We start from the raw sequence: 23,528 nt of genomic DNA on the forward strand, positions 1-23,528 counted from the left end.
CTTCGAGTGTCACGCGGGCCTGCGGCGCTGTCCGGGGTCGGTCAGCGCCGGGCGCCTGTAGTCGATGTCGGCGGGGTTGAGCGTGACGCCGGGGGCGACGATCTCGTCGATGCGGTCGAGGAGTTCGTCGTCGAGCCGGACCTCGGCGGCGGCGAGCTGGTCGGTGAGCTGCCCGACCGTGCGGGCACCGAGGATCACCGAGGTGACGCCCGGGTGGGCCGACGCGAAGGCGAGCGCCAGGTGTGTCAGGGAGATTCCCGCCTCGTCCGCCACGGCCGACAGGCGCTCGACGGCGTCGATCTTGCGCTGGTCGCCCGGCAGGCCGAGGTCGAACTTGTGGGGGATGGCCTGCCGGGACCCGTTCATCTCGATCGGCTCGCCACGGCGGAACCGCCCGGCCGGCCAGCCGCTGTCGAGGGGACTCCAGGTCAGCACGCCGAGTCCGTATTTCCGCGCGGTGGACAGCACGTCCGCCTCGATCCCGCGCACGAGGACGGAGTACGGGGGCTGCTCGGTGCGGAAGGGGATGTGGTTGCGGCGGTCGGCGGTCCACTGGGCCTCGACCAGCTGTTCGGCGGGGAAGTTTGAGGTCCCGATGGCCATGATCTTGCCCGCGCGCACCAGGTCGGACAGGACCGAGAGCGTCTCGTCGATGTCCGTGCTCGGGTCCGGGCGATGGACCTGGTAGAGGTCGATGCGGTCGGTTCCCAGGCGGCGCAGACTGTCGTCGACGGCCCTGGTGAGCCAACGGCGGGAGTTTCCCTGCCGGTTGGGGTCCTCGTCCTTGTAACGGACCGGGAAGTGCCCCTTCGTCGCGAGCACGACCTCGTCGCGGCGGTCCCGGACGGCCTTGCCCACGATCTCCTCGGCCTCGCCGCCGGAGTACTGGTCCGCGGTGTCGATGAGGCTGATCCCGGCGTCCAGAGCCGTGTGAATGAGCCGGGCCGCGTCGTCGTGATCCATGTTCCCCCACGCGCCCAGGCGCAGGGTGCCCAGCGCGAACTTACCGACCGATATGCCGGTGCGGCCCAGCTTCCTCTGCTGCATCACTCACTGCTCCTCGATGTCGTCTCTCCCCGCGGACGAATCGGCCCCTGCGGGCCGACACCGAACGGACCATGCGGACGATCCTGGAAGCGGCCGAACGCGTCCTGGCCGCCAACCCGGCGGCGACCATGGAGCAAGCCGCCCGGGCCGCCGGCGTCGCCCGGACCACGGTCCATCGCCGGTTCGCCACCCGTGAGGCGCTCCTCGACGAGCTGACCGGCTGGGCCGCCCGCCAGTTCGCGGACGCCGTCGCCACCGCCCGCCCGGACGCCGCCCCGCCACTCGTCGCCCTCTGCCAGGTCACCGCCAACGTTCTCCGGGTGAAGACCGACTGGTCGTTCGCCATGAACCGCGCGGCCGACGACGCCCACCCCGAGGCGGCCCGCGTCTACGGCGAGGTCCGGGCCACCTGCGCCCGGCTCCTCCGCCGCGCCCAGGAGGCGGGCGTGCTCCGCCCCGGCATCGACCTCGACTGGACCCGGCGTGTCTACTACGCCCTCATCCACGAGGCGGCCAAGGAGAACGCGGAAGGCGGCGACACGGACGCGCTCGCCACCCGCGTCGTGGACACGCTGCTGCGGGGCGCCGGGGCTCCGGCCGGACTCGCGGGGCAGACGGGAATCTGAAGACAGGCCCTGGGGGACGCCCCCCCGGTTCTGCGATCATGATCGGAGCAGCCGGGGAGAGGGGTGGTCGCGCGTGTCCGAGGCATCGGCCGGGGTGCCCGAGGCATCCGCCGGGGTGTCCGAGGCGCCGGCCGGGCTGCCCGAGGCGCCGGCCCGGGTGTCCGAGGCATCCACCCAGGTGCCAGAGGCGCCCGTCGGGCTGCCCGAGGCACCGGCCCGGGTGCCCGAGCCATCCGCCCGGGTATCCGAGGTGCCGGTCGGAGTGTCCGAGGGATCCGCCCAGGTATCCGAGGCGCCGGTCGGAGTGTCCGAGGGATCCGCCCAGGTATCCGAGGCATCGGCCGGGCCGCCCGAGCCATCCGCCGAAGTGGCGAGCGCCCCGGGGCACCCCGTGCCGTGCCGGGTCGTGGTCTGCCGGGACTGCTGCTGTGGCACCGCCAAGGTGCCCGGGGTGGACCACGCGGCGCAGACCGCGCGGCTGCGTGCCGAGGTGCCCGTGCGGGTCTCGGAGTGTCTCGACGTGTGCGAGCGGGCCAACGTCATCGTCGTCCAGCCGTCCGCCGCCGGGCGGGCGGCCGGGGGCCGACCGGTCTGGCTGGGCCTGGTGAACGACCCCGCCGCGACCGAGGACATCACCGAGTGGGTACGGGCCGGGGGCCCGGGCGTGGCGCCGCTGCCGGAGATCCTCGGGCTGTACGCCTTCCCGCCGCCGAGGCGGTAGCACCTCCCCGCGGGCCCATCCGAATGGTGGACGTCACCCCCCGAACCCGGCCCCCGCCCCCTAGGCTGGCCCGTGCAGCTGGTTCGACCCGTCCGCCAGGCGGGGGCGTCGCAAGAGGGAACCCGGTGGGAATCCGGGACTGCCCCGCAGCGGTGAGCGGGAACGACCGCCGTCATACGCACTGGGTCCGCAGCGGGCCTGGGAAGCGACGGCCAGTAGGTGTCCTCCGGTACGAGGGGGACGTGCCCGCGAGTCCGAAGACCTGCCACTGCCCGCGCGCGACCACTCGTGCGCGGACATCCCGGTGACCTCGTGGGCGGGTCGGCGTAGGCGACCGAACGGCAGCCGCCGTGCGGTCCGTCACCCCTTCGCGCGTTCGCGGTGTTCCCGGGATCTCAGGGATTCATCTCGCGAAGGAGATCTCCGTGACAGCCAAGTCCGCAGCCGCGGCAGCACGGTCCACCGTGTACGGCTACCCCCGCCAGGGCCCGAACCGGGAACTGAAGAAGGCCGTCGAGGGCTACTGGAAGGGCCGCGTCACCGCGGGCGCCCTCAGGGACACGGCCGCCGGACTCCGGCGGAGCAACTGGCGGCAGCTCGCCGACGCCGGTATCGACGAGGTCCCGGCCGGCGACTTCTCGTACTACGACCACGTCCTGGACACCACCGTCATGGTGGGCGCGATCCCGGAGCGGCACCGCGACGCCGTCGAAGCCGACGCCCTGGACGGCTACTTCGCGATGGCGCGCGGCACGCAGGAGGTCGCGCCGCTGGAGATGACGAAGTGGTTCGACACGAACTACCACCATCTGGTGCCGGAGTTGGGTCCGGACACCGTCTTCACCGCCAACTCGGCCAAGCAGGTGGGCGAGCTGAAGGAGGCTCTCGCCCTGGGCCTGTCCGCCCGTCCCGTCCTGATCGGACCCGTCACCTATCTGCTGCTGGCCAAGCCCGCGCCCGGCGCCCCGGCCGATTTCGAACCGCTCACCCTGCTGGACCGTCTGCTGCCGGTCTACGCCGAGGTGCTGGCCGATCTGCGCGCGGCGGGCGCCGAGTGGGTGCAGCTGGACGAGCCCGCCCTGGTGCAGGACCGCACCCCGGCCGAGCTGAACGCCGTCGAGCGGGCGTACCGCGAGCTGGGCGCCCGTACCGACCGGCCGAAGCTGCTGGTCTCCTCGTACTTCGACCGGCTCGGCGCGGCCCTGCCGGTGCTCGCCAAGGCGCCGGTCGAAGGACTGGCCCTCGACTTCACCCGGGCGGGCAGCCTGGAGGACCTCGCGGCCGTGGGCGGGCTGCCCGGCAAGCGGCTGGTCGCGGGAGTCGTGGACGGCCGCAACATCTGGGTGAACGACCTCGCCAAGTCCCTGTCCACTCTGGGGACGTTGCTCGGCCTGGCCGACCGGGTGGATGTTTCCGCCTCCTGCTCCCTGCTGCATGTGCCGCTCGACGCGGCCGCCGAGCGGGAGATCGACCCGCAGATCCTGCGCTGGCTGGCCTTCGCCCGGCAGAAGACCGCGGAAGTCGTCACCCTCGCCAAGGGACTGACCCGTGGCACCGGTGCCATCTCGGCGGAACTGGCCGCCAACCGGGCCGACTTGGCGTCCCGGGCGACCTCCCCCATCACCCACGACCCCGCCGTCCGGGCCCGCGCCGCCGCCGTGACCGAGGCGGACGCCCGCCGCTCCCAGCCCTACGCCGAGCGGACGGCCGCGCAGCGCGCGCATCTCAGGCTGCCGCTGCTGCCGACGACCACGATCGGCTCGTTCCCGCAGACCGCCGAACTCCGCACCGCACGCGCGGACTTGAACGCGGGCCGGATCGACACGGCCGGGTACGAGGACCGGATCAGGGCGGAGATCCAGGAGGTGATCGCCTTCCAGGAGAAGGCGGGCATCGACGTCCTGGTGCACGGCGAGGCCGAACGCAACGACATGGTCCAGTACTTCGCCGAGCAGCTCACCGGCTACCTCGCCACCCGGCACGGCTGGGTCCAGTCCTACGGCACCCGTTACGTCCGGCCGCCGATCCTCGCCGGCGACATCTCGCGCCCCGAGCCGATGACCGTGCGCTGGACGGCGTACGCCCAGTCGCTGACCGGCCGGCCCGTCAAGGGGATGCTCACCGGTCCGGTCACGATGCTCGCCTGGTCCTTCGTCCGCGACGACCAGCCCCTGGGCGAGACCGCCCGCCAGGTGGCGCTGGCCCTGCGCGACGAGGTCAACGACCTTGAGGCGGCGGGCACTTCCGTCATCCAGGTGGATGAACCCGCGCTGCGCGAGACGCTGCCGCTGCGCGCCGCCGACCGTCCCGCCTACCTCGACTGGGCGACCGAGGCGTTCCGGCTCACGACCAGCGGGGTGCGTCCGGACACCCAGATCCACACGCACATGTGCTACGCCGAGTTCGGGGACGTCGTCCAGGCCATCGACGACCTCGACGCCGACGTGATCAGCCTGGAGGCCGCCCGCTCGCACATGCAGGTCGCGCGCGAACTCGCCGCCCACGGCTACCCGCGCGAGGCCGGACCGGGTGTCTACGACATCCACTCCCCGCGCGTCCCCAGCACCGAGGAGGCCGCCGGTCTGCTGCGCGCGGGGCTGAAGGCCATCCCCGCCGAGCGGCTGTGGGTCAACCCCGACTGCGGTCTGAAGACCCGCGGCTGGCCCGAGACCCGCGCCTCCCTGGAGAGCCTGGTCCTCGCGGCCAGGACGGTGCGGGACGAGCTGACCGCGCCGTGACCGGCAGACTCTGACCGGCACACGCTGACCACCACACCCTGACCGGCACCACTTGACCTGCCCTTTCCGGGCAGCCGGGCGGTGGAGACGACCGTGATCGTCTCCGCCGCCCGCTCCACGTCCGGTCAGGGCCACGCGACTTGCGCTCACCGCCCACACTCTTGACATGCCCACCACCTTCCGGTCCCCTGGAAGCCGCCACCGCACCTGACAACGTTGTCTCCCACCCGGGCCGGACGCTCACCGCCGGTCCCGCCCGAACGCTCCCGCGCGCACCGTTTCTACGACGAAGGGAACGCCACGTGCGTCTGCTCCGCTCAGGCTGCCGACGGATCGCGGTGCTCGCCGCGTCCGGCTTGATGACCGTGCTCGTCACCCCGTACGCCCAGGCCGCCACCCCCGGCGCGACGGCCGCGAGCACCAACACCGGCAGGGACGTGGGCGGTTACTGGGCCACGTCCTTCGAGCCGGGCACCGCGCGGCCGGCCGGTTTCCCCGCCGACGGCGCCGCCGCACATGTGCGCGGAGAGACGGCGGAGGTCAACTCCACGGTCCAGGACGTCACTTCCGGCTTCGCCAACGGCGCCAGCCCGACCGAGAACGTCGCGAGTCTCGCCGACGGCGACGGTTCCACCAAGTGGTACGCCGCGGGCAGCGGCAGACCGTCCGTGGACCATCCCGTGTCCGCCGTGTACACCCTCAAGAAGGCCGCCGCCGTCACCACTTACTCGCTGACCTCCGGCAACGACGCGCCACCGCGCGATCCCGCCGACTGGACCGTGCTCGGCAGCAACAGCGTGGCGGCCGCGCACGACGCCGACGACCCGTCGTGGACCGTGCTCGACACCCAGGAGGACCGGCGCTTCGAAGGCCGTGGCCAGACGGAGTTCCAGGGCATCGGGCACCCGGCCGCGTACCGCTACTACCAGTTGCGGGTCACCGGCAACTGCGCGGAGCGGTGCGCCGGTTCGGCGGGTGACGCCACCAAGTTCCAGCTGGCCGACTGGACGCTGCGCAGCTCCGCCGGTGCCGCCGCCGCTCCGCTGGGCGTGTCCGTCGAGGACGCCCGGTCGGTGGGCGCGGCGGAGGGCAGCGCGGCCCTGCGCTACGCGGGCCGGGTCCTCGGCCGGGGTCACGCCCATTCCCGGGTGGTGCTGCGTTCCGGGCTCGATGTGCCGGTCGGACCGGGCGCGGTCTTCGGCTACGCGATCCGGCCGGCGGACGCCGCCTCGGCCCACGCCGCCGTGGACGTCGTCTACACCGACGCGCGGGGCCGCCATGTGCGCCGGCTGACCGCGCTGCGCGCCCTGCGCGACGGTGCGGGCCGCCCGCTCGGCGCGGCGGCCCACGGGACGAGCCTCACACCCGGCGTCTGGAACCGGGTGACGGTGGACCTCGGGTCCCTGGCCGGTGCGCGCGTGCGCGCGGTGCTGCTCGACTACGACGACCCGGCGGCGTCCGCCGGTGCCACCGTCTCCGGGTGGGTGGACGACATCAGGCTCGGCCGTGCGGCCGTGACGTCCGCCGCCGCCTGGAGTTATCTCGACGCGGCGGGTGTCGACCCGGCGGCGGGCGCCGCCGACCGTACCGCCTGGACCCGGACCGGGGCCGCCACGGCGGGCGTGCCGTGGAAGAGCGCCGCCGGGCCGTTCGGGGTCAAGGGCGACGGCACCGACCTGGGCGGCGGCTTCCCGGTGACGACGAAGCTCGCCCTGCGCAAGGACGACGGCTCGGGCGACGACATCGAGGCGTACTTCTTCCGTACGTCGTTCACCCTCGGCCGTGCCACCCTGGACACGCTCACCGGTCTGGTCGGGTCGGTGGTCTTCGACGACACGGCGACCGTCTACGTCAACGGCCGCCGCGTGGCGGGCTGGAACGACGACGGCGTCACCCGGAACCTCCAGTACCAGACGCCCGGCGGCTCCTCCGGTGCCGGTGATCCGGTCCGCCGGAGCTTCGCCGTGCCGGTCTCCGGCCTGGTCGCCGGGGTCAACACGGTGGCGGTGGAGGTCCATCAGTGCAACGGCACCAGTTCGGACGCCTACTTCGCGCTGCCGGAGCTGGCCCAGACCTCGGACTCGCTGCCCTTCGAGGCCGCCCGGCTCGGCACTTCCTACGCCTCCGACACCCTGCCGGTCCCGCCGGGCGGCGGCGACTACTTCACCTGGGCGCTGCGCTCCTTCACCGAGGCGGCGAACACCCCGTCCGTCATGGGCCCCAACGCCGTACTGCCGAGCGGCACCACCTACGACCAGCTCACCGCGCTCGACGACAAAGTCGTGGCCGACATCAACAACGCGCCCGAGGATGCCACCGATCCGCAGGTGCGCGAGGCGCTGATCGACGGCGCGGGCAGCCCGTACCGGACGATGGCCGACGGCCTCGGCGCCACCGTCGGACGGCTGTACACCCAGGCGCTGCGCAATGGTGAACTTCCCAAGACGCAGGCGCTGTTGAGCGGTCGCGTCGAGCACACGGCGACCTCGTCGGCGGACTGGTACCAGACGGCGAAGAACACCTACCGGTACAAGCGGCCGTTCGTGCGCATGGGCTTCACGGGCGACGGCGGGCTGATCAAGCAGTGGGACTCGGCGGGCGGTTACGCCGGGCTCGCCGGGGACGGCTCCTTCCCCAGCGGTCACACCAGTCACGCCTACGCGCAGGGGATCGTGCTCGCCACGCTGCTGCCACGGCTGGCCCCGCAGATCCTCGCGCGCACCGCGGACTACGCCGACAACCGGATTCTGCTGGCGTTCCACTACCCGACCGACATCATGGGCGGCCGCATGGTCGGCGAGAACACCGCTCAACTGCGCTGGTCCGACCCCGAGTTCCGCGCCCTGCTGAAGGACGCGAAGGCGGAGCTGGAGACGGTGCTGACGCGCAAGTGCCGGGAGGCGGGGGCGGGCGACACGCTCGCGCGGTGCGTCGACGGCCAGCGCCCCTATCTGCCCACGTCCCGCGCCCTGAGCGTCTACCACCAGCGGCTGACCTACGGCTTCCCCCGCATCGGCGCGGGCGATGCGCCGGCCAGGGTGCCGGCGGGCGCGGAGGACCTGCTGCTGACCTCGTTCCCGCATCTGACCGACGCGCAGCGGCGCACGGTGCTGGCGGCCACCGGGCTGCCCTCGGGCCATGTCCTGGACGAGGAGGGCGACGGCGGCAGCTGGCAGCGCCTGGACCTGGCGGCGGCGATGGCCGCGAAGGTCACCGTCGCCGGTCCGCACCGTCACCTCGTGGTCAACGGCGTCCCGGTGGACGTCCAGGGGCGGCCCCTGCGTCGCTGAGCCCCAGCTCGTGCTCACCGAGCGGCGCGAAGAGGCGTTCCACGTCGGCGTCGGTGACCTCGGCCAGGGTTGCCGGCGACCAGTGCGGGTCGCGGTCCTTGTCGATGATCTGGGCGCGGACCCCTTCCACCAGGTCGGGGTGGGTGAGAAGGGCGCAGGAGACGCGGAACTCCTGGTCCAGCACCGCTTCCAGGGTGCCGAGCCGCCGGGCGCGGCGCAGCGAGGCCAGCGTCGCCTTGAGCGCGGACGGTGACCTGGTGAGCAGCGTCTGCGCCGTCTCCTTGGCCGCCGGGTCGTCGTGGGCGAGCAGCCGGCGCAGGATCTCCTCGACCGTGCCGGCGGCGAAGCAGGCGTCGATCCACTCCCGGTGGCCCGCCAACTCCCCTGCCGGAGAGGGCTGGACGTGCCGGGCGACGGCCTCTTCGGCGGGCAGTGCGGCGAGGTCGTCCAGGAACGCCGGGACCGACCCGGACGGCAGGTAGTGGTCGGCCAGTCCGCACAGCAGGGCGTCGCCCGCGCCGACGGGGAGGCCCGTGAGCGCGAGGTACGTCCCCAGTTCGCCGGGCGCCCGCGCGAGCAGGTGGGTGCCGCCGACGTCGGGGACGAACCCGATGCCGGTCTCGGGCATCGCGACCCGGGACCGCTCGGTGACGACCCGGACGCTGCCGTGCGCGGAGATCCCGACGCCGCCGCCCATCACGATGCCGTCCATGAGGGCGACGTACGGCTTCGGGTAGCGGGCGATCCGGGCGTTGAGGCGGTACTCGTCGCGCCAGAACGCGGCGGAGGCGGTGCCGTCGCCGTCGCGTGCGTCGTCGTGGACGGCGCGGATGTCGCCCCCGGCGCACAGCCCGCGTTCCCCCGCGCCGGTGACGACGACGGTCTCGACGGCCGGGTCGTCCTCCCACGCGGTGAGCGCGTCGTCGACGAGCCGGACCATGGTGTGGTTCAGCGCGTTGAGCGCGCGGGGCCGGTTGAGTACGACGTGGCCGGCGCGCCCGGCGGTGCGCAGGAGTACGGGCTCCTCGTCGCCGCTCATCCGTTGTCCTCCGTCAGGCCACGGGCCGGGGTGCCTCGCATGATCTCGTCGGTTCCTTCCAGGGTTCGGTGGGCGCGGTTCGCCGGCCGCGCCGGTCGGGGACGATCGGGTGCGGCGAAGCGTACCGGCGCCCGGAAGCGCGCCCGCCGGGCGGCCCTGCGGAACGTGGTGAGCACGGCGGGTCCCGCGAGCAGCACGCACACGAAGTTGGTGACGGCGCGGCCGGTGTCCCAGCCGAGGGAGGTCGCGAGGTCGAAGGCGATGTAGCGGTGCCACTGCTGGGTGAAGGGGAGGCCGGGGAGGTAGGCGATCGAGCTGTTGGGGTCGAGGGAGAAGGGCCAGAAGGAGAGGTTGAGGAGGAAGCCGAAGAGATAGCCGGAGAGCGAGCCGTAGACGGCGAGCATCAGCACCTCGCGGCGGCCGCTCGCGCGCGGCAGGAACCCGGCGAGCATGCCGACGAAGGCGCAGCCGAACATCTGGTACGGCATCCAGGGCCCGACTCCCCCGGTGATGAGCGCGGAGGCGAACAGGGAGGTGCAGCCGAGGGTGAAGCCGAAGCCGGGGCCGTAGACGCGTCCGGCCAGGACCAGTACGAAGAAGACCGTCTCGATGCCCGCCGTGCCGGCGCCGAGGGGGCGCAGGGCCGCGTTGACGGCGGAGAGGACGCCGAGCATGGCGAGCGCCTTGGAGTCGATGCCCCCCTCGGCGATCTCGGAGAGCACCACGCACAGGACCAGGACCAGCAGGACGCCGAAGATCAGCGGCGGCGCGTAGCTGGACCCGAAGGTGCCGGGCGCGACGACGAACGGCCAGAAGAAGGCGACCACTCCGAGGAAGGCGGCCAGGACCATGACCACGCCGACGCGCGGGGTGAGCCGGATGGCGTGCGGCGTCATGCCGGTTCCCCCACGGCGGCGCGTACTTGATGGACCGTCAGGAAAGGTGCGGGTGCCAGGATCTTGGCCGTCTGGGGGGCGAACACCGGGGAGGAGACGATGACTTCGGCGGTGGGGCCGTCGGCCACGATGTCTCCCTCGGCCATCACGATCACGCGGTCGGCGGCGCGGGCGGCGAACTCCACGTCGTGGGTGGAGATGACGACGGTACGGCCCTCGGCGGCGAGCGCGTCCACGATGGCGATGAGCTGTTCCTTGGCCCGGTAGTCCAGGCCCCGGGTCGGCTCGTCCAGGAGGACGATCTCGGGTGCGGCGGAGAGCTGGACGGCGAGGACGAGGGCGAGTTTCTGTCCCTCGGAGAGGTCGCGGGGGTGGGTGGCGTCGTCGATGCCGGGCGCGAGCCGGTCGAGCAGCTCGCGGGCCCGTGTCCCGGTGCCCGACTCGGTGTCGGCCTGGTCGAGTTCCTGCTTGACGCTCTCCAGGTAGAGCAGGTCGGCGGGGGTCTGCGGGACCAGGCCGACCAGCCGCCGGGCCTGGGCGGAGGGCACGGTGTGCGGATCGGTCGAGGTGCCCGCGTGCTCGACCCTCACCGTGCCGGAGCGGCGCGGTCCCGAGCCCTGCAAGGCCCAGAGCAGGGAGGATTTCCCGGAGCCGTTGCGGCCCATCAGCGCGGTCACCTGCCCGGCGTGCAGGTCGAGTTCGGCCTCGCGGACGGCGGGTACGCCCCGGTAGGCGACGGTGACGCCGCGCGCGGTGAGCAGCGTGGCCGGGGTGGTGGCCGGGGGTGTACGGACGGGGTCCGGGACCACGTCCGCGAGCCGGGCGCGCAGGGGCGCGGCCGCGCGGCGGGCGTCGCGGACGGACAGCGGGAGCGGGGACCAGTCCGCGAGTCTGCCCAGCTCGACGATCGGCGGTGCGATGGAGGAGGTGCGCAGGATGTCGGCGGGCGTGCCGATGCGGGCGCGGCCGTCGCCGGGGAGGTGGATGACGCGGTCGGCGTACTGCACGACGCGTTCGAGGCGGTGTTCGGCCATGAGTACGGTGACGCCGAGGTCGTGCACGAGCCGGGTGACGGCGGCGAGGACCTCCTCGGCGGCGGTGGGGTCGAGCGCGGAGGTGGGTTCGTCCAGGACGAGCACGCGGGGGTGCGCGGTGAGCACCGAGCCGATGGCGACGCGCTGTTGCTGTCCGCCGGAGAGTTCGTGCAGGGCGCGGTGGCGCAGGTCCGCGAGGCCGAGGAGGTCCAACGTCTCCTCGACGCGTTTGCGCATGGTCGCGGGCGGGATCGCCAACTGTTCCATGGCGTAGGCGAGTTCTTCCTCGACGGTGTCGGTGACGAAGCCGTCCAGCGGGTCCTGGCCCACCACTCCCACCACGTCGGCCAGTTCACGGGGCGGATGGTGGGCGGTGTCGCGTCCGTCCACGGTGACGCGGCCGTACAGGGTGCCGCCGGTGAAGTGCGGCACGAGGCCGTTGACGGCGCCGAGCAGGGTGGACTTGCCGACGCCCGTGTGCCCGACGACCAGGCAGAGTTCGCCCTCCTCCACGGTGAGGTCGACGTCCCGCAGGGCGGGTTCGGGCATGTCGTCGTAGTGCAGGGTGACCTGGTCGAAGGTGATCACGCGGAGGGTGCCTTCCGGAGCGGGTGGGGCGGGGGCGCGGCGAAGGCGGCCGTACCGGCGAGGAGGATGGCGGCGGTGGGGACGAGCGGGAGGCCCGGCCACGTCAGCGGATAGTAGGTGGGGTTGAGCTGGGCGGGGTCGTAGCCGAGGTTGGCGAAGAGGAGGACGGCGGACAGCACGCCGCTGCCGGCGACGGCCCATTCGGGCAGGCGCCAGGGGTCGGGCCGGTAGGTGGTGCGGGTGACCCGGCGGCCGCCGAGGCGGAGGCCCGCCACGCACAGCACGGCTCCCGCACCCATCGAGGGCAGGCCCAGGAACGCGGGCGCGCTCGCGTCGAGCAGCCCGTAGGCCCCGGCGCACAGGCCGCACATGCCGAGCAGCATCAGCGCGCCGGTGATCCGCCGGGAGCGGCGGGTGGCGGTGCCGGCGCGGCCGTAGCCCCGGGAGTCCATGGCGGCGGCCAGGCGCAGGGAGCGTTCGAGGGCGTCCTCCAGGACGGGTACGGCGATGCCGCGCAGCGCCTTGAGGCCCTTGGTCCGTCCGGCGCGCAACTTCCGGGCGCGGGAGACGCGTTGGACGCTCTGGACGAGCTGCGGGGCGACGCTGATCGCGACGGTGACGGCCACCCCGAGTTCGTGGAGCGCGCCCGGCAGTACGCGCAGGGCGCGTTTGGGGTTGGCGAGGGTGTTGGCGGCGCCGATGCAGCACAGCATGCAGGCGAGCCGCAGCCCGTCGGTGGCCGCCGAGAGCAGCGCCTCCAGCGAGACGGGGCCGCCGAGTTGGATGCCCGCGTACCAGTCGGGGGTGGGGATGTGCGGCAGGGAGAACAGGAAGTGGTCGTGCGGGGTGATGCCGGTGGCGAACACGGCCCGGAAGAGCACCCGGATCGCGACGACCGTGAGCGCGAGATACAGGTAGTACTTGAAGCCGCGCGCCCAGGGCGCCTCGGTGCGCCGCGCGGTGACGACGTAGCCGAGGACGGCGAGCACGAGGAACAGCAGCAGCGGGTTGTTGGTGCGGCTGACGGCGGTGGCGAGGGACAGCGCCCACACCCACCAGGCCACGGGGTGCAGGGTGCGCGGCAGCCGCCGTCCTCCCTGGTCCGGGGCCGGGCCGGTGGGGGTGGCGGGCGTCGCGGCGAGGGTCGTACGGGCCATCGGGGTCACTCGGTACGTCGGCGCCGGCGCGCCTCGAACACGGCCGCGCCGCCGATCAGGACGACCAGGCCGCCCGCTGCGGCGACGGGAAGGACCGACCCGGAGTCGTGTTCGGCGTCGGCGGCGGGGGCCGCGTCGACGACCTTCGTACGGGTGGTGGGCGCGGCCTTGACCGACACGGCCGGGGTGGGGCTGGCGGTCGGCGAGGGCGTGGCGCTCGCGCTCTTCGAAGGCTTGGGCTTGGGCTTGGCCGTGGGCTTGCTCTCGGCCTTCTTCGCCGGCTGCTTCGGCGGGGCGGCCGCCGTGCGGTGGGGCTGGGCGGGCTGCCGCTGCGGTGCCGGGCCGGTGTCGGTGTCCGGGGGCAGCGGGGGTGCCTTCGCGGTGGAGGCGGGTTTGCCGGCGTCGCCCTGCGGGGCGGTGTTGTGGGCGCGCAGCTGGTCGGGGGTGATCCTGGGGCGGCCCTGGGTGCCCTCGATGTTCGTGCCGCCGAAGATCCACAGGTCGACGCTGCCGGGCTTGGGGCGGTAGAGCATCGCGCCGAGCTGGCTGTAGGTCCAGTCGTCGGCGCCGGGGTCGGCGTGCCAGTAGGACCAGTAGGCGGAGGCGGGCGGGGTGAGGACGCAGTCGTCGTCGGCGGGGGTGGGGTACTGCCTGCCGCCCTGGTAACCGCTGTAGCCGATACGGCAGATGAAGGCGGGCCCGTCGTGTCCGGTGCCGGCCGTCTGCCAGCCGCCCTGGTTCAGCAGCTCGTAGCCGGTGGTGGGGGTGGTGCCGCAGGAGCGCAGGACCGGGCCGCCCCAGTGGCTGAAGTCGACGGCGAGGACGACGCCGGAGGTGGTGGTGCAGCGGCCCATGGCCTGCGGGGCGGCGCTCGCGGGCGGGGCGGTGGTGGTGAACAGGGCAGCCGTGAGGCCGAGGGCCGCGAGGAGCCCGGCGAGTCTGCCTCGTCCGCGGGTGTCTCCGTGCGCCGCTGTGCCCATCGCCGTCCCCCTCGTAGCGTCGAGGCCGGCGCGGGCGGGAACGTGGCTCAAGGCTGCCGTACCGGGCCGAAGTGCCGGGCGTACGACAGCTGTTGGCACCACACCGCAGTCCGCGACGGCGTCAGTTGCTCTCTGATCTCGCTCCAGGCATTCCGGCTCGCCCACCTCCCGGTGGGCCCACGGTTGCGGGTCAGCGCCGGTTTTCGACCGGCTTCCCCTGGAACTTGTTGCTTCTCAGGCGGATTTGAGCACGATTCGTAAGGGTCGTCAAGGACAGGACGGGGCGGACAGCGGCCGGCTCCCCGGCGATGAGGGCACCCATTGACGCGGAGCGGGCGAACGTGGTCGCATGACGCGCTTTCACTTCAGCACTCAGGGGAAGCCGGTCGGAGTCCGGCGCTGTCCCGCAACCGTAGGTCCGTCGGCGGACGGGCGAGCCGGAGCACCTGGGCTGGAGCCAGGACCGAAGCGCCGTCGTGGACTGCGGCGTGGACCGGAAGGCCGCACCAGGGCTGCCCCCGTGCGCCGCCCGTCTCCCACGCCCGGTCGCGGACGGCCGAGTTGGAGGGGCTGTCATGAAGAACGCCACCGGACGTACCGCCGCGCGACGCACCGCCACGAGACGCACCGCTGCCGGACGCGCCGTTCCGCGAGCGCTCGCGGCGGCCGCGCTCACCCTGGCCGCGACGGGAGCCGCCGTGACCGGTGCGGCCGCCCCGGCGGCGGCCGATCCGCTGTCGAGCTGCACCCCGACCAAGGGCGCGATCGTCGCCGTCGACTTCGGGCCGTGGGGCGGCTCGGTGGTGCGCGGCTGCGACGCAAGCCCGACCACCGGCTACAACCTGCTGCACAACGGCGGCTTCACCACCGCCGGTACGCAGCACGACGGCCCCGCCTTCATCTGCCGGATCGGCAACGCGTCCTTCAACAGCGGGACCCAGTACCCGACTCCGGCGCAGGACGCCTGCGTCCTCACCCCGCCCGCCTCCGCCTACTGGTCCTACTGGATCGCCCCGGCGGGCCAGTCGACCTGGACGTACAGCCCGCTCGGCGCCATGAGCGACAAGCCGAAGGCCGGCGAGGTCGAGGCGTGGGTCTACGGCTCGACCAGCATCGACGGGACGACGGGCAAGCCGAAGTTCACGCCGGATTCGGTGCGGGCGCACTGAGCGGCGGGCGGGAGCCGGGACGGCCGGCCTCGGCTCCCTCGCCCAATCGGGCACTGCGCGTGACGCGTTGACGACACCTCCCGGCCGTGGTGAGATGCTCTCCGTTTCAGCGGTCAGGGGAAGCCGGTCAGAATCCGGCGCTGACCCGCAACCGTGGGCCCGTCGGGAGACGGGCGAGCCGGATCACCTGCGCTGGGACCGTCACACGATCCAACACCGTCGAGGACTGCGGTGTGGAGCGGCCCTCCGGGTTGCCCCGGTCCGGACCCCGTCTCCGCACACACGTCGCTCGCGGCCGACCGAGGGGGGCCTCGTGCACCGAATTCCGAGTGGAAGACCGAGCGGCAGCGGGAGAACGGCGGCCGCGGCCACCGCGTTCCTCCTGGTGTCGGCGGCCGGTGTCTCCCTCTGGACGGCGGCGCTGCCGGCCCACGCCGACCCGCTGGTCCCGGCGGTTCCCTCCACGTCCGCCGCGCCCCTGGCCAAGTCCCCCGCCGTGCGGGCCGCGGCTCCCGACCTGGACAAGGGCACCGCCTATCTGGTCGCCCCGGCCCAGCTGACGGACGGCCACTACTACGAGCCGTTCGGCGGCGGGTTCGCCGATTTCGGCCTGACGATCGACGGGGCGTACGCGCTGGCCGCGACCCGGAAGAACGACGCCGCCTTCACGAAGATCGTGGACTTCCTGGACCAGCGGAAGACCGACGGCACCGAGCGGACGGTCAACGACTGGACAGGGATCGGCACTTCGTACGTGAGCGGCGGTGCGATCGGCAAGGAGGCGCTGCTCGCGGAGGTGGCGGGCAGGGACCCGCGCGCGTTCGGCGGCCAGGATCTGATCGCCGCGCTGGACAAGGCCGTGTGCGCCGAGGCGAGTACGGCGGACACGAGTTGCGCGGCACCGGGCGCCTACACGTACGCGCCCTCGGTGTTCTCCCAGTCCCTCGGTGTCATGGCCCAGTTGAGGGCGGACGACACCGCCAACGCGGCCGCGCCGGTCGCGTACTTGAAGAAGCTTCAGAACGCCAACGGCTCCTGGCCGAGCCTGATCCCCTCGACCGGTGACTCGGACGTGGACTCCACCGCGATGGCGGTGATGGCCCTCGCGCTCCTCCCCGACGACGAGTCGGCCTCGGCCGCCGTGGCGAAGGGCGTGGCCTGGATCGCGAAGCAGCAGAAGGCGGACGGCGGTTTCCCCGGCGCGGCGGGCGACTCCACCAACTCGGCGGGCCTGGCGGTGCAGGGCCTCGGTCTGGACGCGGACACCTACAAGGCGGAGATCGCCAAGGCGCGTGCCTTCCTCGCCGGCCAGCAGAACGAGGACGGCGGTTTCAACGTGGCCGCCGACGGCCAGCAGGGCTCCGACGTCCGCGCCTCCACGCAGGCGCTGGGCGGCTCGACGGGGATCTCGTTCGGCACGCTGTCCCTCACCCCGGGGACCTCGCCGTCCCCGTCGGCCCCCGGGTCCCCGTCCCCCAAGCCCTCCCCCACCGCGTCCACCACCCGGAAACCCTCGCCGACCGCCTCGGACCCCGCCGCGACCCCCACCATCAGCACCGTCCCGGACACCCCGGCCCCGTCGGACACCTCCACGGCCCCGGCCCCGGCCGTGCCGACGACGGACACTCCCGCGCCCGCCGGCGGCGGTGGCGAACTGGCCGCCACGGGAACGGACGCGGGCACTCAGACCCTGCTGGCGGCGGCCTTCCTCCTGACGGGAGCGGCCACCGTCACCGCGGCCCGCCGCCCCCGCGTCCGGCCGGCCCGTCACCGGTGACGAGCGGGCCCCGGCGTCACGGCCCGTCCCCCGGCCCCTCCTGGCAGGAGTACCGCTGCTCCCGCCAGGGGTCGCCGATGTTGTGGTAGCCGCGTTCCTCCCAGAAGCCCCGGCGGTCCTCGGTGAGGTAGTCGATGGCGCGCAGCCACTTGGGGCTCTTGTAGCCGTAGAGGTGGGGGACGACCAGGCGCAGCGGGAAGCCGTGTTCGGCGGTGAGGGGTTCGCCGTTGTGGTGGGTGGCCAGGAGGGTGTCGGGGGTGTCGAAGTCGGAGAGCCGCAGGTTGGCCGAGTAGCCGTACTCCGCCCAGGCCATGACATGACTGACCCCGGGTGCGGGCGGGGCGAGGTCGAGGACGGCGCGCGCGGGGATGCCGTACCACTCGTGGTCGGTGGAGGTGGGGCCGGTGGCGCAGTGCAGGTCGGCCACCACGGTGGTGTGCGGGAGCGCGGTCAGGTCGTCGAAGAGCCACTGCCGCTCCTCGCCGGAGGCGGTGGCGCCGAAGACGCGCAGGTTCCAGCGCTGGGGGCGGAAGCGGGGTACGGAGCCGTAGTGCGAGACGGGCCAGCCGTGGACGAGGCGCTGCCCGGGCGGTATCCGCTCGGGTACGCCGGCGGGGGCGCCCTGTCCGTTGCCGGCCACGTGGTTGTCCCCTCTCCGCCCGTGCCCCGGGGCACAGCTGCCTACCACTGCAGCGTAGGTGCTCCCGTGGAGCGGGGCACGGGGTGGGGGGTCGGAGGGGCCCGTCACACCCGGCCGGGCGTCACTCGGCGGCCAGCGCCACCTCCGTCGCCTTGATCAGCACCACGACCGGCGAGCCGGCCGTGAGCCCGAGGTCGAGCACCGCGTCCCTGGTGATCGCCGCCGTCACCTCGCCCCCGTCGACGGCGACCCGTACGGTGGCCATCGCGCCGCCGACGGCCAGGCCGGTGACCGTGCCGGGCAGCTGGTTGCGGATGGAGAGCCCCTGCACCCGGCCGGTGGCGAGCGCCACTTCGGTGGACTTCATCATGGCCCGCACGGCGGACCCCTCGGCCAGCCCGAGGTCCTTGACGGACTCCAGGGTGATCGCCGCCGTGAGGCGTTGACCGCCGTCGAGGCGTACCTGCACGGTCGCCATCACCTCGCCGTGCGCGATGTCGGTGACGGTGCCGGGGATCTGGTTGCGCATGCTCAAGTTCATGGCGCTCCTCACGGAGAGAGGTCGGCTATGTCCTGTGCGTGTACGCGCACAAGCTAGCCGTCACAGCCGGTCGCGTCGTATCACCCCTCGCATTCGCCACCCTCGCGGTCGTAATAGGCTGGCAAACGAGAGGTTCGGAGACCCGTTCCCCTGGTGTGCCCCGCCGTCCGGCGGGATGCGGGTCGTGCGTGAGGTGGTGAGCCGTGATCCAGATCGTCGAGCACACGGCGGCGGAGAGCCCCTGCGCCATCGGCGCCGCTCTCGCCGCCACCGGGCATCCGGTACGGGTCTGCCGCGTCTGGGCGGGCGAGCGGGTGCCGGACACGGTGGACGGCATGGTCGCCCTGGTCGTGCTGGACGGCCCGCCGTCCGTCCGCGCCCGCGCGGCTCAACTGGCTTTGCTGCGCGCCGCCTTGGAGGCCGAGGTGCCGATGCTCGGCATCGGGACGGGGGCACGGCTGCTGGCCCTGGCGGCGGACGGCGGCGCCGGGAACCGCTCGCACGTCCCGCACGACGAGGACGACGTACGCGTACTCCACATCGGCCCGTCCGCCTGGGGGCTGCGGTTCACGCCCGTCCCGCACGCCGACGGTGTGTACGGCCGCTTCGCCGCGCTCGTCGCGGACCGGGCCGAACGGACCACCACGCGCGCCTTCTTCACCCGGCGGGCGGCGGGCTGGGACGAGCGGTTCACCCACAACGGCCCCAGGTACGCGGCCGCCGCCCGCCGGATGGAACTCCGGTCCGGGCAACGGGTGTTGGACGTGGGCTGCGGAACCGGCCGGGTGCCGCCCGCGCTGCGCGACCAGGTCGGCCCCGGGGGCGTCGTGGCCGGCATCGACCTCACGGCCGCGATGCTGACGGCCGCCGCACGCCAAGGCCGGGGCGGGCAGGGCCACTTGCTCCTGGCCGACGCCTGCCGTCTCCCGGTCGGGGCCGGGGCGGTGGACGGCGTCTTCAGCGCGGGCCTGCTCAACCATCTCCCCGACCCGCGCCGGGCGCTCGGCGAATGGGCCCGGGTGACGGCCCCGGACGGCGTCCTGCTGCTCTTCCACCCCTCCGGCCACGCCGAACGGGCCGCCCGCCACGGCCGTCCCCTCGCCCCCGACGACCCGTTGACCGAGGACAATCTGCTCCCCGCCCTGCGCGCGACGGGCTGGCACCCGGCCTGTTACGAGGACGCCCCGCACCACTTCCTGCTGCGCGCGGTCCGCAGGGCGGACTGAACCTCCCTTCTAGGACAGGCTGTTGGCCCGGTCGGCGCGTCGCAGCAGCGGCTCCGGGAGGGAGGCGTCCACGAACGCGTCGCGCGGGTGGGCCATCGCGGGCAGACCGACGGTCTCGCGGCGCAGGAAGACGGCCAGGGTCCAGTCGAGGAAGACCCGCAGCTTGCGGTTCATGGTCGGCACCCGGCTGCCGTGGTACAGCCGGTGGAACCACCAGGCGGGGCGGCCCTTGAGCTTGTACTTGCCGAACAGGATGGCCACGCCCTTGTGCAGACCGATACTGGCCACCGCCCCGAGGTTCTTGTGCCGGTACACCCTCGGCTCGTCGTCGCGCAGCCGGGCGATGACGTTGTCGCCGAGGACGAGGGCCTGGCGTACGGCGTGCTGCGCGTTCGGCGGGCACCAGGCGCCCTCGCCCGACGCGAGGTCCGGCACCTGGGCGTTGTCGCCGGCGGCCCAGACGTGGTCCATGCCCTGCACCTGGAGGGTGGGCGCGGTGTCGATGTGACCCTTCGGGCCGAGCGGCAGGCCGAAGTCGGCGAGCAGCGGGCTGGGCTTGACGCCGGCCGTCCAGACGATGGTGGAGGCGGGGGTCTCGACGCCGTTCTTCAGCACCACGTGCTGGTGGAGGCAGGACTCCATGGAGGTGTCGAGGTAGACCTCGATGCCCCGCTCCTCCAGCTTCCGCATCGTCCACACCCCGAGGTCGGGGCCCATCTCGGGGAGGATGCGGTGCGCGGCCTCGACCATGATGAAGCGCATGTCGTCGCGGCTGATGTTGCCGTAGTTCTCCGCCGCGTCCCGGGCCATGTCCTCGATCTCGCCGATGGCCTCCACGCCCGCGAAGCCGCCGCCGACGAACACGAAGGTGAGCGCCTTGCGGCGGACCTCCGGGTCGGTGGTGGAGTCGGCCTTGTCGAGCTGCCACAGCACGTGGTCGCGCAGACTGACGGCCTCCTCGACCGTCTTCAGGCCGATGCCGTGCTCCGCGAGACCGGGGACGGGGAAGGTGCGCGAGACGGAACCGGTGGCGACCACGAGGTAGTCGAAGGGCAGCTCGTACTCGTCGCCCGCCGCGGGCACGACGGTGGCGGTCTGCGCCAGGTGGTCGACGGCGACGACATGCCCGGTGACGACCTCCGCACCCTTCAGCGCCGGGCGCAGCGGGGCGACGAGATTGCGGGCGGCGATGTTGCCGCCGGCGGCCTCGGGGAGGAAGGGCAGGTACGTCATGTACGGGCGCGGGTCGACCACGGTGACGGAGGCCTCGCCCTTGCGCAGCTTCTTGAGCAGGCGCAGGGCGGTGTACAGACCGACGTAGCCACCGCCGACGATGAGGATCCGGGGCGGCTTGGTGGTGCCGGTGCCGGTGCCGGTGCTGGGCATGGGGAAGGGCCTTTCTGGGGTGGGGCGAGCGGCGGGGAACGGGGCGAGGGCGGGCGGGGGCGCTAGCTCTTCGCGGCCTCGGCGGGCACGGCTGCCTGAGCGCCGGCCTGCGCATCGTCCTGAGCGGCCACCTGCGGAGCGACGAGCGCTCCGGTCTGCGGGTCGGTCTGCGCGCCAACTCCCTTGGCCGGGCGGGCGATCACGCCGTACGCGATGCCGACCAGGACAGCGCCGCCCACCAGGTTGCCGAGGCCGACGAAGAGCAGGTCACGGGCGAAGGCACCGATCGTGACGCCGGGGACGTGCTGGAAGAGGCCGAGCGAGAAGTACGTCATGTTGGCGACGACGTGCTCGAAGCCGGAGCCGATGAAGGCGAGCAGACACCAGAAGATGAGGGCGATCTTGGCGCCGTCGGAGCGGGTCCGGCCTGCCGTCCACAGGGCGAGGCAGACCAGGAAGTTGCACAGGACGCCACGGAAGAAGAGGGCCTCGGTGCTCTCGTGGATCTTCGTCGTGAGCATGCCGGTGAGCAGGGTGGCGCCGGGGGCGGGCTTGCCGGGGACGCCGGCCATGTCCAGGACACCGGCGCTGTGCACGAGCCAGGCGAAGACGATCGAGCCGATGAGGTTGCCGATGAAGGAGAAGACGATGACGCCGACGGCGCCGAGCAGCGACACGCGCCGCCTGCTCACTCCCTGGGTCATCGTCAGCACGTTGCCGGTGCACAGTTCCGACCCGGCGAAGACGACGAGGATCAGCGCGATGCCGAAGACGCCGCCCTGGACGAGCTTGGTCCAGGCGGAGTGCTGCGCACCGAGCGGCCCGGTCACCATGATGAGGAGCACTCCGGCCACGCCGACGAAGGCTCCGGCGAGTGCGGAGAGCAGCAGATAGCGGCCGGGGCTGCGGAGCTGGGACACCTTGGTGCGCGCTGCGGCGGCCTGCTCTTCCAAGGCGTGCTGAAGGGGAATGGGCACGGTGACTCTCTCGGTGCTGATGCCCGTCGAGAGCGGCACTCGTCTCGATAGGCAACGGTTATGACGGCGCTGGACGGCGCCTTTCGGGAAATTGATTGATGACACGGCAAGAGGTCGCCCCCTCCGGTTTTTCACCCCCGGAGAAAACGACCTCTTATGCCGACGGAAATTCCGTCCTGTCCGCGTCGGAGTAACACCGGCCCACACCGGCGGCGGAGAGACTCCGGACGACGGGACCGTGGCCGGGGCGGGCGAGACCGGTATCGTCCGCCCCTGTCACAGCCAGTGGGGCTTACTTCTTCTTGTCGCCCGCGGTGTAGGAGGCGGCGCCGGTGCCGGCGAGCTTGCCGCCGTCGACGATCAGGTACTCGTCGCGGATCGGGGTGCCGTCCAGGAAGTTCTCCAGGATCTCCCGCGTACCGGCCGCGTAACGCGCCTGCGCGGTCAGGGAGGTGCCGGAGATGTGGGGGGTCATGCCGTTGAACGGCATGGTCCGCCAGGGGTGGTCGGCCGGGGCGGGCTGCGGGTACCACACGTCACCGGCGTAGCCGCCGAGCTGACCCGACTCCAGCGCACGCACGACCGCGTCGCGGTCGACGATCTGGGCGCGGGCGGTGTTCACGATGTAGGAGCCCTTGCGCATGCTGTTCAGGAGCTTCTCGTCGAACAGGTTCAGCGTCTCGGGGTGGAGCGGGGCGTGGATGGAGACCACGTCCACGTTCTTCGCGAGGTCCTGCGCGGTGGGGTGGAAGGTGAGGTTCAGCTCCTCCTCGATCTCCTTGGGCAGCCGGCGCTTGTCGGTGTAGTGGAGCTTCACATCGAACGGCTTCAGACGGCGCAGGACCGCGACACCGATACGCCCTGCGGCGATGACACCGACGTCCATGCCCTCCAGGTCGTAGGAGTGCGAGACGCAGTCGGCGATGTTCCAGCCGCCCTCGGCCGCCCACTTGTGGGAGGGGAGGTAGTTGCGGACCAGGGAGAGGACCATCATGACCGCGTGCTCGGCGACGCTGATGGAGTTGGAGTAGGTGACCTCGGCGACCGTGATGCCACGGGCGATCGCGGAGTCCAGGTCCACGTGGTCCGAGCCGATACCGGCAGTGAGGGCCAGCTTCAGCTTGGGGGCCTTGGCGATCCGCTCCGGGGTGAGGTAGGCGGGCCAGAACGGCTGCGAGATGACCACGTCCGCGTCGGGCAGGTGACGGTCCAGCTCCGAGTCCGGGCCCTCCTTGTCCGAGGTGACGACGAGGGTGTGGCCGCGCTCTTCGAGGAACCGGCGCAGACCCAGCTCACCGGAGACACTGCCGAGCAGCTCGCCCGGGGTGAAGTCGATCGCCTTCGGGGAGGGAAGGGTCTGACCACCCGGGTAACCCTCGATCTTCGGAAGGTCGTTACGGGCGTACTTCGGCGGGAAACCCGTCACCGGGTCCGGGTACAGAACACAGACAATCTTCGCCACGATTTCCTCCTGTGTGAGACCACGGAATTTCGCTCCGGAATTCCTTTCCGGTTTCCGTGTCGATAACAACCTTCCACCCGGGCCCCCGAGGCCGTCAAAGAAGGGAATTCGACCGCTTGATAGGAGCTACCTATATGTACGCACTTCAACTAACCGGGCAGAGCCCGACCGCGCGCCAAAATGGTGTCGCCGTCCGGGCAACTGGCCTGCTCAGTAAGGGATTTGAGGGTGCCC

General features: G+C 72.7%; 17 protein-coding genes, 1 pseudogene and 4 riboswitches. Of the genes and pseudogenes, 7 read left to right on the forward strand and 11 right to left on the reverse strand.

Annotated elements, in window-relative coordinates; genetic code table 11:
- Positions 1-9 precede the first annotated feature (9 nt).
- On the reverse strand, positions 10-1,047 hold the full coding sequence (locus AB0898_RS11050) for an aldo/keto reductase (RefSeq protein ID WP_366802580.1): 1,038 nt from the start codon (positions 1,045-1,047) through the stop codon (positions 10-12).
- 71 nt (positions 1,048-1,118) lie between these two features.
- On the opposite strand from AB0898_RS11050, the gene AB0898_RS11055 reads away from it, so the two are divergent.
- The 4 genes from AB0898_RS11055 to AB0898_RS11070 all read left to right on the forward strand — a co-directional run bounded on the left by AB0898_RS11055 (position 1,119) and on the right by AB0898_RS11070 (position 8,422).
- Entirely contained in the window at positions 1,119-1,673 is a 555-nt protein-coding gene (locus AB0898_RS11055) for a helix-turn-helix domain-containing protein (protein WP_366802581.1), read from the forward strand.
- A 406-nt stretch (positions 1,674-2,079) separates the two neighbouring features.
- Positions 2,080-2,394 (forward strand): hypothetical protein, encoded by a 315-nt coding sequence (locus AB0898_RS11060; RefSeq protein WP_366802715.1) that lies wholly within the window; start codon positions 2,080-2,082, stop codon positions 2,392-2,394.
- Positions 2,395-2,506: 112 nt separating this feature from the next.
- Positions 2,507-2,658: riboswitch (cobalamin riboswitch) on the forward strand.
- 161 nt (positions 2,659-2,819) lie between these two features.
- Positions 2,820-5,132, forward strand: a complete 2,313-nt coding sequence (gene metE, locus AB0898_RS11065) for a 5-methyltetrahydropteroyltriglutamate--homocysteine S-methyltransferase (protein WP_366802582.1) — start codon at positions 2,820-2,822, stop codon at positions 5,130-5,132.
- 302 nt (positions 5,133-5,434) lie between these two features.
- Complete coding sequence (locus AB0898_RS11070) at positions 5,435-8,422, forward strand: phosphatase PAP2 family protein (RefSeq protein WP_366802583.1); 2,988 nt, start codon at positions 5,435-5,437, stop codon at positions 8,420-8,422.
- Here the strand turns inward: AB0898_RS11070 and AB0898_RS11075 are convergent.
- The 5 genes from AB0898_RS11075 to AB0898_RS11095 are packed head-to-tail and all read right to left on the reverse strand — an operon-like array spanning position 8,376 to position 14,116.
- Positions 8,376-9,461, reverse strand: a complete 1,086-nt coding sequence (locus AB0898_RS11075) for an enoyl-CoA hydratase/isomerase family protein (protein ID WP_366802584.1) — start codon at positions 9,459-9,461, stop codon at positions 8,376-8,378. The two genes, AB0898_RS11070 and AB0898_RS11075, sit on opposite strands and share 47 nt — an antisense overlap.
- Complete coding sequence (locus AB0898_RS11080; RefSeq protein WP_366802585.1) at positions 9,458-10,357, reverse strand: ECF transporter S component; 900 nt, start codon at positions 10,355-10,357, stop codon at positions 9,458-9,460. The genes AB0898_RS11075 and AB0898_RS11080 overlap by 4 nt, the downstream gene beginning before the upstream one ends.
- Positions 10,354-11,979 carry an ATP-binding cassette domain-containing protein gene (locus tag AB0898_RS11085; RefSeq protein WP_366802586.1) on the reverse strand — a complete coding sequence of 542 codons (1,626 nt, stop codon included), beginning with the start codon at positions 11,977-11,979 and terminating at the stop codon, positions 10,354-10,356. The genes AB0898_RS11080 and AB0898_RS11085 overlap by 4 nt, the downstream gene beginning before the upstream one ends.
- Positions 11,976-13,136 (reverse strand): energy-coupling factor transporter transmembrane component T, encoded by a 1,161-nt coding sequence (locus tag AB0898_RS11090; RefSeq protein WP_366802587.1) that lies wholly within the window; start codon positions 13,134-13,136, stop codon positions 11,976-11,978. The genes AB0898_RS11085 and AB0898_RS11090 overlap by 4 nt, the downstream gene beginning before the upstream one ends.
- Before the next feature lie 5 nt (positions 13,137-13,141).
- Positions 13,142-14,116, reverse strand: coding sequence for a hypothetical protein (locus tag AB0898_RS11095; protein ID WP_366802588.1), 975 nt, complete (start codon positions 14,114-14,116; stop codon positions 13,142-13,144).
- Positions 14,117-14,240: 124 nt separating this feature from the next.
- Positions 14,241-14,377: riboswitch (cobalamin riboswitch) on the reverse strand.
- A 113-nt stretch (positions 14,378-14,490) separates the two neighbouring features.
- A riboswitch (cobalamin riboswitch) is annotated at positions 14,491-14,564 on the forward strand.
- A 127-nt stretch (positions 14,565-14,691) separates the two neighbouring features.
- Here AB0898_RS11095 and AB0898_RS11100 point away from each other — a divergent pair.
- A pseudogene (locus AB0898_RS11100) lies at positions 14,692-15,279 on the forward strand (peptidase); the annotation flags it as partial.
- Between the two features lie 90 nt (positions 15,280-15,369).
- Positions 15,370-15,495: riboswitch (cobalamin riboswitch) on the forward strand.
- 103 nt (positions 15,496-15,598) lie between these two features.
- Positions 15,599-17,062 carry a prenyltransferase/squalene oxidase repeat-containing protein gene (locus AB0898_RS11105; protein ID WP_407078328.1) on the forward strand — a complete coding sequence of 488 codons (1,464 nt, stop codon included), beginning with the start codon at positions 15,599-15,601 and terminating at the stop codon, positions 17,060-17,062.
- A gap of 16 nt (positions 17,063-17,078) precedes the next feature.
- On the opposite strand, the gene AB0898_RS11110 is transcribed toward AB0898_RS11105, so the two are convergent.
- Positions 17,079-17,702: a sulfite oxidase-like oxidoreductase gene (locus AB0898_RS11110; RefSeq protein ID WP_366802589.1), complete on the reverse strand. Its 624-nt coding sequence runs from the start codon at positions 17,700-17,702 to the stop codon at positions 17,079-17,081.
- Positions 17,703-17,823: 121 nt separating this feature from the next.
- The gene (locus tag AB0898_RS11115; RefSeq protein WP_366802590.1) at positions 17,824-18,243 is read right to left on the reverse strand and encodes a TOBE domain-containing protein; all 420 of its coding nucleotides are present in this window, start codon (positions 18,241-18,243) and stop codon (positions 17,824-17,826) included.
- 203 nt (positions 18,244-18,446) lie between these two features.
- On the opposite strand from AB0898_RS11115, the gene AB0898_RS11120 reads away from it, so the two are divergent.
- Positions 18,447-19,469 (forward strand): methyltransferase domain-containing protein, encoded by a 1,023-nt coding sequence (locus tag AB0898_RS11120; RefSeq protein ID WP_366802591.1) that lies wholly within the window; start codon positions 18,447-18,449, stop codon positions 19,467-19,469.
- 9 nt (positions 19,470-19,478) lie between these two features.
- Here AB0898_RS11120 and AB0898_RS11125 read toward each other — a convergent pair whose 3' ends face one another.
- The 3 genes from AB0898_RS11125 to AB0898_RS11135 all read right to left on the reverse strand — a co-directional run bounded on the left by AB0898_RS11125 (position 19,479) and on the right by AB0898_RS11135 (position 23,294).
- The gene (locus tag AB0898_RS11125) at positions 19,479-20,855 is read right to left on the reverse strand and encodes an NAD(P)/FAD-dependent oxidoreductase (protein ID WP_366802592.1); all 1,377 of its coding nucleotides are present in this window, start codon (positions 20,853-20,855) and stop codon (positions 19,479-19,481) included.
- A gap of 62 nt (positions 20,856-20,917) precedes the next feature.
- Entirely contained in the window at positions 20,918-21,832 is a 915-nt protein-coding gene (locus tag AB0898_RS11130; protein ID WP_366802593.1) for a formate/nitrite transporter family protein, read from the reverse strand.
- Between the two features lie 292 nt (positions 21,833-22,124).
- Positions 22,125-23,294, reverse strand: a complete 1,170-nt coding sequence (locus tag AB0898_RS11135) for an NAD-dependent formate dehydrogenase (RefSeq protein WP_199582809.1) — start codon at positions 23,292-23,294, stop codon at positions 22,125-22,127.
- Between the last annotated feature and the right edge of the window lie 234 nt (positions 23,295-23,528).

Origin of the sequence: Streptomyces sp. NPDC005435 (assembly GCF_040703155.1) — a bacterium.
Lineage (GTDB): Bacteria > Actinomycetota > Actinomycetes > Streptomycetales > Streptomycetaceae > Streptomyces.